This window comes from Catellatospora sp. NPDC049609 (assembly GCF_040675365.1).
Lineage (GTDB): Bacteria > Actinomycetota > Actinomycetes > Mycobacteriales > Micromonosporaceae > Catellatospora.
In genome coordinates this window covers 1-9,433 of record NZ_JBFAOU010000246.1, presented here as the reverse complement: position 1 = coordinate 9,433, position 9,433 = coordinate 1, and the positions used below count along the sequence as shown (strand labels likewise).

At 71.9% G+C, this 9,433-nt stretch carries 12 protein-coding genes; 6 read left to right on the top strand and 6 right to left on the bottom strand.

Annotated elements, in window-relative coordinates; all coding sequences use genetic code 11:
* Positions 1-149 precede the first annotated feature (149 nt).
* Positions 150-449, bottom strand: coding sequence for a pentapeptide repeat-containing protein (locus AB0J67_RS36920; RefSeq protein WP_363489733.1), 300 nt, complete (start codon positions 447-449; stop codon positions 150-152).
* A gap of 139 nt (positions 450-588) precedes the next feature.
* Here AB0J67_RS36920 and AB0J67_RS36915 point away from each other — a divergent pair, with 139 nt between their 5' ends.
* A complete protein-coding gene (locus AB0J67_RS36915; RefSeq protein ID WP_363489731.1) occupies positions 589-1,071 on the top strand; it encodes a hypothetical protein in 483 nt (160 codons plus the stop codon).
* A 128-nt stretch (positions 1,072-1,199) separates the two neighbouring features.
* Positions 1,200-1,607 (top strand): VOC family protein, encoded by a 408-nt coding sequence (locus AB0J67_RS36910; protein WP_363489729.1) that lies wholly within the window; start codon positions 1,200-1,202, stop codon positions 1,605-1,607.
* Between the two features lie 62 nt (positions 1,608-1,669).
* Here the strand turns inward: AB0J67_RS36910 and AB0J67_RS36905 are convergent, their stop codons facing one another.
* Genes AB0J67_RS36905 through AB0J67_RS36890 form a run of 4 tightly spaced genes read right to left on the bottom strand, consistent with a single transcriptional unit; the run spans position 1,670 to position 5,075 of the window.
* Positions 1,670-2,383, bottom strand: a complete 714-nt coding sequence (locus AB0J67_RS36905) for an ABC transporter permease (RefSeq protein WP_363489727.1) — start codon at positions 2,381-2,383, stop codon at positions 1,670-1,672.
* Positions 2,384-2,393: 10 nt separating this feature from the next.
* On the bottom strand, positions 2,394-3,305 hold the full coding sequence (locus AB0J67_RS36900) for an ABC transporter ATP-binding protein (RefSeq protein WP_363489725.1): 912 nt from the start codon (positions 3,303-3,305) through the stop codon (positions 2,394-2,396).
* Positions 3,302-4,153 carry an ABC transporter permease gene (locus AB0J67_RS36895; protein ID WP_363489723.1) on the bottom strand — a complete coding sequence of 284 codons (852 nt, stop codon included), beginning with the start codon at positions 4,151-4,153 and terminating at the stop codon, positions 3,302-3,304. Before AB0J67_RS36895 ends, AB0J67_RS36900 begins: the two co-directional genes overlap by 4 nt.
* On the bottom strand, positions 4,146-5,075 hold the full coding sequence (locus AB0J67_RS36890) for an ABC transporter ATP-binding protein (RefSeq protein WP_363489721.1): 930 nt from the start codon (positions 5,073-5,075) through the stop codon (positions 4,146-4,148). The genes AB0J67_RS36895 and AB0J67_RS36890 overlap by 8 nt, the downstream gene beginning before the upstream one ends.
* 279 nt (positions 5,076-5,354) lie before the next feature.
* Here AB0J67_RS36890 and AB0J67_RS36885 point away from each other — a divergent pair, with 279 nt between their 5' ends.
* A complete protein-coding gene (locus tag AB0J67_RS36885) occupies positions 5,355-6,248 on the top strand; it encodes a hypothetical protein (RefSeq protein ID WP_363489720.1) in 894 nt (297 codons plus the stop codon).
* Here the strand turns inward: AB0J67_RS36885 and AB0J67_RS36880 are convergent.
* Positions 6,208-6,756 carry an SPFH domain-containing protein gene (locus AB0J67_RS36880; protein ID WP_363489719.1) on the bottom strand — a complete coding sequence of 183 codons (549 nt, stop codon included), beginning with the start codon at positions 6,754-6,756 and terminating at the stop codon, positions 6,208-6,210. The two genes, AB0J67_RS36885 and AB0J67_RS36880, sit on opposite strands and share 41 nt — an antisense overlap.
* Before the next feature lie 131 nt (positions 6,757-6,887).
* Here AB0J67_RS36880 and AB0J67_RS36875 point away from each other — a divergent pair, with 131 nt between their 5' ends.
* From AB0J67_RS36875 to AB0J67_RS36865, 3 genes are all read left to right on the top strand, one after another.
* Positions 6,888-7,856 (top strand): ATP-binding cassette domain-containing protein, encoded by a 969-nt coding sequence (locus AB0J67_RS36875; RefSeq protein ID WP_363489735.1) that lies wholly within the window; start codon positions 6,888-6,890, stop codon positions 7,854-7,856.
* Positions 7,853-8,608: an ABC transporter permease gene (locus tag AB0J67_RS36870; protein ID WP_363489717.1), complete on the top strand. Its 756-nt coding sequence runs from the start codon at positions 7,853-7,855 to the stop codon at positions 8,606-8,608. The genes AB0J67_RS36875 and AB0J67_RS36870 overlap by 4 nt, the downstream gene beginning before the upstream one ends.
* A gap of 172 nt (positions 8,609-8,780) precedes the next feature.
* The gene (locus AB0J67_RS36865) at positions 8,781-9,290 is read left to right on the top strand and encodes a hypothetical protein (RefSeq protein ID WP_363489715.1); all 510 of its coding nucleotides are present in this window, start codon (positions 8,781-8,783) and stop codon (positions 9,288-9,290) included.
* Positions 9,291-9,433: the final 143 nt, after the last annotated feature.

The following is a 9,433-nucleotide window of genomic DNA, read 5'->3' as shown; positions in this document are numbered from 1 at the left end:
ACTCCTGGGTTGTCGCGACAACCCAGGAGTTGACGGTCCCGGCCGGTATCCATGACATGACCGACCGGGGTGCCGGACTGACACGTTCCGCCCGGCGCTCCGCCGGCCGCTCGGTGGCGACCATCGGCCTGGCATCCGCGCATCGCGCATCAACAGCACCGCACGTCCGCGCACCGCACGTCCGCGCACCGCACGTCCGCGCACCGCACGTCCGCGCACCGCACGTCCGCGCACCGCATGTCCGCGCACCGCATGTCCGCGTACCGCATGTCCGCGTACCGCATGTCCGCGTACCGCATGTCCGCGTACCGCATGTCCGCGTACCGCATGTCCGCGTACCGCATGTCCGCGCACCGCATGTCCGCGCACCGCATGTCCGCGTACCGCATGTCCGCGTACCGCATGTCCGCGTACCGCATGTCCGCGTACCGCATGTCCGCGCACCGCATGTCCGCGCACCGCACGTCCGTGCATCACAGGTCCGCGGATCGCGGGTTGCGCATCCGCGGCATCGCGCCTGCAGTGCGGTGCCGCCTCGTCCACAGCGACGAGCAGCGGGAATCTGCCGTCCATGACAGACTCGCATCCATGTCGATGTCTGTTGCCCGTGGGGCGCTGTCGGTGGCGGGTGGGCTCGGTGTCGCCGCCGGCCTGTGCGCGCTGCTGCTCTCCAGTGGAATGAGCCACTGGTTGGTGTTCGGGGCCGTGCTGGCCGCGGGCGGTGCGGCGCTGCTCGCCGCCGGGCTGCGCGGACCCGTGCCCGGGCCGCTCGCCTGGGCGGCGATCGCGGTGCTCGCGCTGGCGGGCCTCGCGGCGAGCCTGCTCGTGGTCCGCGAGGACGTCTGCTGCATGTTCGCCTACCACCGCGGCCTGGGCTATCCGTGGGGCTGGCTGGACAGCCACGCCGAGGCGGAGACCATGGCGGCGGTCGAGGCGATCCGCGCCGACGCGGGCTCGCTGCCGAAGCACCTCGACCCGCCCAAGCTCGTGGCGGCGGTGCTGTTCTGGACCGCGGCCGCCGTGCTCGCGGTCGTGCCGCTCACCCTGCTGCGCCGCCGCACAGCCGACTGATCAGGAACTTGTGTCGGTGACACGCCGCCGAACCGTGCCACAAGTTCATGATCGACGCGGGTGGGTCTGGGAGGATGCTGGGCGGCCGGGCGGCATCGGGCGGCCCGTCACGATCGAGGAGGATCCGGATGGCGTCCCGACTCAACCCGTACATCAGCTTCAACGGCAGCGCGCGCGAGGCCATGGAGTTCTACAAGACCGTGTTCGGCGGCACCATGACGATGAGCACCTTCGGCGAGTTCGGCCAGGAGGGCACGCCGCACGCCGACCAGATCATGCACGCCCAGCTGGAGACCGACGCCGGGTACACCCTGATGGCGTCGGACACGCCGCCCGGCATGGCGTACAACCCGGGTGACAACATCACGATCAGCCTGAGCGGGGACGACGCCGACGAGCTGCGGGGCTACTGGGAGCAGCTGGCCGCGGGCGGCAAGGTCGGCGTCCCGCTGGAGAAGCAGATGTGGGGCGACACGTTCGGCGCCCTGACCGACCGGTTCGGCGTCAACTGGATGGTCAACATCGCCGGCTCCTGAGCCGTACGGCATGGACAGGCCGGCCCGGTAGGCCCACCGGGCCGGCCTGGATCAGGAGGCCGTCAGCTGGTCTCGCCGGCGACCGAGAACGAGCGCAGCCGCCGGGCCGCCAGCCACGTGCCGGCGATCGTGACGACGACGGTCATCACCGCGGCGACCGCCATCGACACCGTGGTCTCGAACCAGGCGCTGCCGGACAGGTCCGTGGCGAACCGGACCACGTAGTGCTGCACCGACACCGTGCGGGTGCCCGCGACCAGGTTGCTGAGCAGGCCCTCCCAGATCACCACGTACAGCAGGCCGACCAGCACCGGGCGCCGGGTGAGCACGCTCAGGGCCAGGAACAGCGCCGAGTACGCGAGCGCCCCGGCCACGCTGGCCGCCGCGAACGCCAGCCCCAGCCGTACTCCGTCGATCATGACTGCCGCCACGAACATCGGCACCGCGGTCGCCACCGCGCTGACCGACGCGGCGACCGCGAGCTTGGCCAGGATGATCCGGCCGCGCGGGATCGGCTTGGCCAGGATGTGCACCACCGTGCCGTCGTCGATCTCCGAGCCGAGCACGCCGGTGCCGACGATGAGCGAGACCAGCGGCAGGATGGTCGCCACGCCGAGCCCGTACAGCACGGCCTCGGCCAGCTCGTCGGCCGGGGCGTTCGCGGCGAGCCCGACCGCGGTGATCCCGATCAGGATGATCGGCATCGGGAGCAGCAGCAGGAAACGCCTGCGGCCGAACAGGCCCCGGGCGGTGATCCAGGCGATCGTCATGTTCATCGGGGGCACCTCACGCCGAGACCAGGTAGGAGAAGACGCTTTCCAGCGACTCGTCGGACGGGATCAGCTGCCGTACGCGTACACCCTGGTCCAGCGCGATGCGGGGCAGCGCGCGGGTGAACGTGCCGTAGTCGCCGGCGTGCACGGTCAGCCCGTCCTTGCCGAGGGTGACCCCGGCGACCGACGGCGAGGCCATCAGCGCGACCGCGAGCCGCCGGTCGTCGCTGGACCGGATCGCGAACACGTGCGGGCGGTGCGTCATCAGCCGCCGGATGGTCCGGTAGTCGCCGGAGGCGGCCAGCCGGCCCGCGACGATGACCTGCACCGTGCCGGAGACCTGCTCGACCTCCTCCAGGATGTGCGAGCTGAACAGCACCGTACGGCCCTGCGCGCCGAGGCCGTGCAGCAGCTCCATCATGTGCATGCGCTGGCGCGGGTCCATGCCGTTGAACGGCTCGTCGAGCAGCAGCACCGCCGGATCGTGCACCAGCGCCGCGGCCACCCGCATGCGCTGCCGCATGCCCTTGGAGTAGGTGTCCATCCGCCGGTCCTGCGCGTCGGCCATCTCCACCAGCGCGATCGCGCGCCGAGTGGCGGCGTCGGCGTCGGGCAGCCCGTGCAGCTTCGCGCTGGCCCGGACGAACTCCTTGCCGGTGAGGAAGCCGTACACCGCCTCGCGCTCGTTGACCAGGCCGAGCTTGCGGTAGATCGCCGGGTTGCGCCAGGTCGGCGCCCCGTCGATGGTCACCGCGCCGCGCGACGGGGCCAGGAAGCCCGCCATCATGTGCAGCAGCGTGGTCTTGCCGGCGCCGTTCGGGCCGAGCAGGCCGGTCACGCCCGGCCCGAGCGTCATCGTCACGTCGTTGACCGCGACGACGTTGCCGTACCAGCGGGACACCCCCCGCAGTTCAAGGTCGGTCACAGTGAAACCTTCCGGTAGCGCAGCACGAGCAGCGAGGTGCAGCCGGCCACGAGCAGCAACGTCACCAGGCCGTACAGCGGCCCGTATGCGCCGACGTCGAACGACGTCCCGTACAGCCAGCTGCGCAGGCCCTCAGGCAGCAGGAACGGGCTGAGCATCGGCGCGAGCTGCGCCATCGGGCCGTCCCCGCCGAGCGCGATCAGCAGCCCGGCGACGCCGGAGCTGACCATGAAGACGACCACGATCGCGCCCGCGGCGAACGCGCGGCGGCTGGCCACCGACGCGATCAGCACCGACACGCTGCTGAAGATCAGCGCGTACGCGGTGGACACGACCCAGCCGCCCAGCATGCCGCGCGCCTCGGCGCCGACGCCGGACGCGTCCGCGGCGGTGAACGCCGAACCCAGGAACATCAGCGTCTGCGGCCCGGCCAGCAGCAGCCACACGGCGGCGACCAGCGCGCCCAGCTTGGCCAGGGCGTAGTCGGCGCGCCCGACGGGCCGCGAGAAGTACAGCGGCAGCGTCTGGTTGCGCAGGTCGCGCGAGACCAGCTCCGGCGCGACCACGGCCAGGAACACCATGGCCAGCGTGCTCACCGCGGTCGGGTAGTCCTGGTAGGTCAGCACCATCTCGCCGGACTGCGCCTTGATCGCCACCACGATCACGGCGAGCAGGGTGACCAGCCCGATCACGATCCACGGGAAGATCTTGGCCTTGGCGCTGCGGCCCAGCCCGAACGCGACCCGCAGGCCGTGCTCGAACAGCGAGCGGGCGGCGTACCCCCGGCCCAGCCGGACCCCGGTGTAGCGCTGGTAGCCGATGTCGTGGATGACGCTCTGCTCAGACATGGCTCGCCTCCAGAGACGGCAGCGGGGCGGTGGAGAACAGCTCGGCCACCCGGTGGCGGCGCTGGTCGAGGCGGTGCAGCGGCAGGTCCAGCTCCGCGACGGTACGCAGCACCAGGTCGTAGGTGTCCTCGTCGGCCAGCGGCACCAGCAGCATGCGGCCCTCCTCGCGGGGCGTCAGGCCGCGCGCGGACAGGGCCTCGGCCAGCTCCGCGGTGCCCTCGGCGACCTCGATGGCCAGCACGTCCGTGCCGGTGGTCATCGCGTCGATCCGGTCGGCGCGCAGCAGCCGCCCGCCTTCGATCGCGATGAGCGAGTCGCAGATCCGCTCGATCTCGCCGAGCAGGTGCGAGCAGACCACCACGGAGATGCCGAACTCGGTGCCGATGCGGTGGATCAGCGTCAGCATGGCGTCACGCCCGGCCGGGTCGAGGCCGTTGGTGGGCTCGTCGAGCAGCAGCAGGTCCGGGTCGTGCACCAGGGCCTGGGCCAGCTTCACCCGCTGCTTCATGCCGGTGGAGTAGCCGCCGATCTGCCGGTAGCGCTCCTCGTACAGGCCGACGTGGCGCAGCGCCTCCGAGGCGCGCTCGCGGGCGACGGTGCGCGGCAGCCCGGTCATCCGGGCCATGTGCGTCACGAACTCCGCCGCGATCATGTCCGGGGGCAGGCAGTCGTGCTCGGGCATGTAGCCGACGCGGGCGCGCACCTCCTCCCCGGCGGTGACCGGGTCGAGGCCCAGCACCCGCACCTGGCCGCTGGTCGGCGTGAGCAGCCCCAGCAGCGTTTTGATCATCGTGGACTTGCCGGCGCCGTTGGCACCGACCAGCCCGATCACGCCCGGCTCGACGGACAGCGTCAGGTCGGCCAGCGCGGTCACCCCGCCCGGGTACGTCTTGGACAGCGACTGCGTCGCGATAAGGGACACGCCGCCAACCTAGTCCCACCCCTCCCGACGCGAATCCGGTGTCACCCCTGCCCCGACCCTGACTTACTCCTGACCCCACCCCGACCCCCGCCCCAGGCGCGGTCCCCCGACCCGCCGATCTTGCGCGGAGTGTGGGTGCGACACGCCCGTTCCGGGCATATGGGCAACATTTCGCGCAAGATCGCCGCAGCAACGCGTGTGCGGTGCGCGGCGCGGTCGGGTCGTGTCCGATGGGGACGGTCGGCGTGGGAGATGCATCGGGGTGCGACAATGCGGGCCGTGACGGAGCAGACGAGCGAGTCCGGCCGGAACGTCCCCGACCTGCCCGCTCCGGCGGCCGTCGCGGGGGAGCGGACGGGGCTCTACCTGGGGCTGGTCTCGGCGGCCTTTCCGGCGATCCTGGCCGGCGTACGGCTGTTCGTGCTGGCCGACGGCGACGACGCCACCATGAAGGCGCTCGCCCAGCACACCAGCATGCAGGCGCTGCTCATCGGGAGCTACCTCACGTTCCTGCCGCTCATCCTCATCCTCGCGGCGGCCCTGGCGCTGACCGAGCGCCGGGCCGCGATGCGGGGCGCGGTCTCCCAGACCACCGCGCTGTCGTCCGTCCCGCCGCCCGCGGCGCTCATGATCGCGGCCGTCGGCATCGTCACCGCGCCGCTGTATCTGGTGGTCCTGCTCGTGGCAGTGATCGTGCTGCTGGTCGCGGCGATGACGGTGGGCAGGCGGTGGCCGCAGCCCGCCTGGGCGGCGAACCGGCCGCCCAGTCCGCTGCTCGGCGGCCGGGTGCCCACGGTGTGGGTGGACGCGCTGACTGCGCTGACCGGGCTGACCCTCGCCGCCGTCGTGCTGTTGCAGGGCATGTGGCTGCCCGCGAGCGCGGTGACCGTCGAGGGGCGGACCCGGGTCGCCTACCTGCTCGGCAAGGAGGACGACCTGGAGACGGTGCTGTTCCGCGACGGCGGAGGCCCGCAGCAGCTGACCTCCGACCAGATCACGCAGCGCCGCCTGTGCAGCGAGCACGAGGCCGGTCCCTGGGACCGGCCGCTGCTGTCGCTGTTCGTCGAGCCGGGCATCACCACGTCGGACGTGCCGCTGTGCCGTGACCTGGTGACGCCCGGCGACGGTGCGGTCAGTGGTGCGCCAGGCGGGGGTGCGGCAGCACCTCGCTGATGCGTACGTTGCTGACCTCGGCCCACAGGCCGGCGCCGTCGGTCAGCGCGGTGGACAGCGCGCGGTCGAGCTCGCCGCGGCTGGCGAGCGCGGTGTCGGAGGGAAGGTCGGCGATCAGCCGGCGCAGGGTCGACTCGGCAAGGTCGTCGATGGCCTGGGCGGGTCCGTTGGGCTGGTAGGCCGCGCGGACCGGGTCGGTCACGCGCCAGAGGACGCGCAGCCGCACCTCGACGGTGCGGCCGTCGCCGGCGGGGAAGAGGTCTCCGGTGGGGGCCGGTGTGTCGTACGCCGCCACGGGCGGCCACAGCAGCATCTGCCCGGCGAGGTCGACCGCGGCCTTGACCCGGTCGAGCAGCGGGACGGTGAGGTGCCAGCCCGCCGCGAGCGACCGGACGTACCGGCCGCGCCTTTCGAGGATCCACACCTGTCCCTCGGGCACGTGGCGCAGCACGGTGTGCAGCGCCAGCGGAGCGAGGGCGATGAGCGCCGTCGTGGCGTAGATGTCCATGCCCACAGCTTCCTCCCGCCGCGCGAAATCCGCTCGCCTGGAAAACGGTCCGCGATTGCGGTTGGCACTGGCGTACAGCGTACGGTACAGTGTACGCCGATGGGAAGGGAGGCGTCCGCAACGTGTCAGAGCTGGCGATAGCGGCGTCCGGAGTAGGCAAGACCTACACAGGGGCACCACAACCGGCACTCGACGGTTTCGACCTCGAGGTGCCGCAGGGGACCGTCTACGGACTGCTCGGCCCGAACGGGGCGGGCAAGACGACGGCGATCCGGATCCTGTCCACCCTGATGCGCCTCGATGCGGGGCGCGCGGTGGTGGCCGGGCACGACGTGAGCACCCAGGGCGCGCAGGTGCGCCGCCGCATCGGACTGGTCGGGCAGTACGCGGCCGTCGACGAGATCCTCAGCGGCCGGCAGAACCTGGTGCTCTTCGGGCAGCTCAACCACCTGAGCCGGGCGCGTGCGGCGGCCCGCGCCGACGAACTGCTGGAACGGTTCGGCCTGGCGGAGGCGGGCGGCAGGTCGGTGGAGAAGTACTCCGGCGGCATGCGGCGGCGGCTGGACCTCGCGGCGAGCCTGATCGTGTCGCCCGAGGTGCTGTTCGTCGACGAGCCGACCACGGGCCTCGACCCGCAGGCCCGCCAGGAGGTCTGGGCCGCCGTGCGGGAACTGGTCGCGGGCGGCACCACCGTGCTGCTGACCACGCAGTACCTGGAGGAGGCGGACCGGCTGGCGAGCCGGATCGCGATGCTGTGGCACGGCCGGGTGGTCCGCGAGGGCACGCCCGACGAGCTGAAGGCGGCGGTCGGCGACGACTGGATCGACCTCGTCTTCGACGATCCGGAGCAGGCGCGGGCGGCGCTGCCGGTGGTGCTGCGCCACGCCGACGGCGAGGCCCGCACCGATGAGGTCCGCATCAGCGTCCCGGTCAAGCAGCGTACTAAAGCGCTGGTGGCGGTCAGTGCGGCGCTCGCCGCGGCGGGCGTCGAGCCGGCCGAGGTGAACCTGCGCCGGCCCACGCTCGACGAGGTCTTCCTCGAGCTCGACCGGCAGCAGCACGAGCGGCAGCAGCACGACAGGCAGGGGGTGGCGGCGTGACCGCGGTGCTCGGGGAGACGTGGGTGCTCGCGCGGCGCGAGCTGACCCACTGGCGGCAGCAGCCCTTCGGGGTCATCGTGAACTGGCTGTTCACGGTCATGGTCGCGCTGATGTTCGGCGGGCTGTTCGGCGGCGCGATCGGCGGGGACTACTTCGACTACCTGATGCCGGGCATGTTCGCGCTGGCGATGTTCTTCGGCGTCGAGGCGACCATGACGGCGGTGTCCACCGACGCCGCGAAGGGCGTCACGGACCGGTTCCGGTCGCTGCCGATCAACTCGGCGTCGGTCGTGCTCGGCCGCTGCCTGGCCGACCTGATGAACTCGGCCGTCGGCCTGGTCGTCCTGGTCGGCGCGGCCGCGGCGCTGGGCTGGCGCTGGCATGAGGGCCTGGCGAGCGCGCTCGCCGCGTTCGGTCTCCTGCTGCTCCTGCGCTTCGCCCTGCTCTGGGTCGGCATCTTCCTCGGCCTCGTGGTCAAGGGCCCGGAGTCGGTGACCATGGTCCAGATCCTGGTCTGGCCGGTCGGCTTCCTGTCCGGCGTCTTCGTCGACCCGGAGACCATGCCCGCCTGGCTGGGCGCGATCGCCGAGTGGAACCCGCTGTCGGCCACCGCCGCCGCGTGCCGCGACCTGTTCGGCAACCCCGGCGTCGTCCCCGACGACTCGATCCTGCTCGCCATCGCCTGGCCGCTCGTGCTCACGGCGATCTTCCTGCCCCTGTCCGTCCGCCGCTACCGCAACCTCAGCCGCTGACACCGAAAGGAAGGGCACCTTCTTAACGCTATGCGTAGAGGAAGGTGCCCTTCTTAACGCTCCGGCTCCGCGGGTGGTGGCGCTGTCGTGGGACCGACGCCAGGGTCCCGCCGTGGCAGAATGCGGTGGTCCGCGCTCGACCCCCGGGCACGGCCACACGGGGAGAACCATCGTGCACACCAGTTTGCTGCGCGGCGCTGCCGTGATCTGCCTGGCCATGGCCGCGCTTGTCACCGGCGCCTGCGGCCGGACGGCGAATGCCGACCCGGTCCCAGTGGTGTCCGGGACGGCAGCCGTTACGGTCCCGTCGCCGTCGCCCGACGCGGAGGACTCCATCGACGCACCCCTGCCGGAGGTTCCCGCGCCCTGGACGGTCGTGCAGCCGGCGGAGTCGGCCGGCGGCCGGACGAACCTGGCCTACACCCGGCCGGGCGGCCCGGACCTGTGGTTCCAGATCCTGTCCTACGACGAGGACCCGTCCACCGACGGCGACCGGCGGCCGGTCGCGACCGTGTCCCTCGGCTCGTATCGGGGGTACGTCTACCCCACGCTGGGCACATCGCACGAGGTGCGCTGGCGGGTCGGGGACTTCTCCTACCGCATGATCGGGGTGCCCGGCGAGGGCGACTCGCTGGGCGTCGCCGAGTTCAAGCAGGTCATCAGCCAGCTCCGCTGGCCGTAGCACGCACCGTGCCCGGCCCCGCCCGTCGCCGGTGACCCGCCTCCGGCAGGGATGCTCTTATGGATGTCAAGCCGCTGAGGCTTGGCATCCATAAGGGTGTTCAGCGGTGATGATCTGGTAGATCTCGCGGGCCAGGTAGCGTT

What these genes read in the sequence shown, in the direction of transcription:
- AB0J67_RS36905 (WP_363489727.1), bottom strand. Translation starts at nt 2,383, where the DNA reads ATGAACATGACGATCGCCTGGATCACCGCCCGGGGCCTGTTCGGCCGC.
- AB0J67_RS36920 (WP_363489733.1), bottom strand. Translation starts at nt 449, where the DNA reads ATGCGGTGCGCGGACATGCGGTACGCGGACATGCGGTACGCGGACATG.
- AB0J67_RS36895 (WP_363489723.1), bottom strand. Translation starts at nt 4,153, where the DNA reads ATGTCTGAGCAGAGCGTCATCCACGACATCGGCTACCAGCGCTACACC.
- AB0J67_RS36915 (WP_363489731.1), top strand. Translation starts at nt 589, where the DNA reads ATGTCGATGTCTGTTGCCCGTGGGGCGCTGTCGGTGGCGGGTGGGCTC.
- AB0J67_RS36880 (WP_363489719.1), bottom strand. Translation starts at nt 6,756, where the DNA reads ATGGACATCTACGCCACGACGGCGCTCATCGCCCTCGCTCCGCTGGCG.
- AB0J67_RS36910 (WP_363489729.1), top strand. Translation starts at nt 1,200, where the DNA reads ATGGCGTCCCGACTCAACCCGTACATCAGCTTCAACGGCAGCGCGCGC.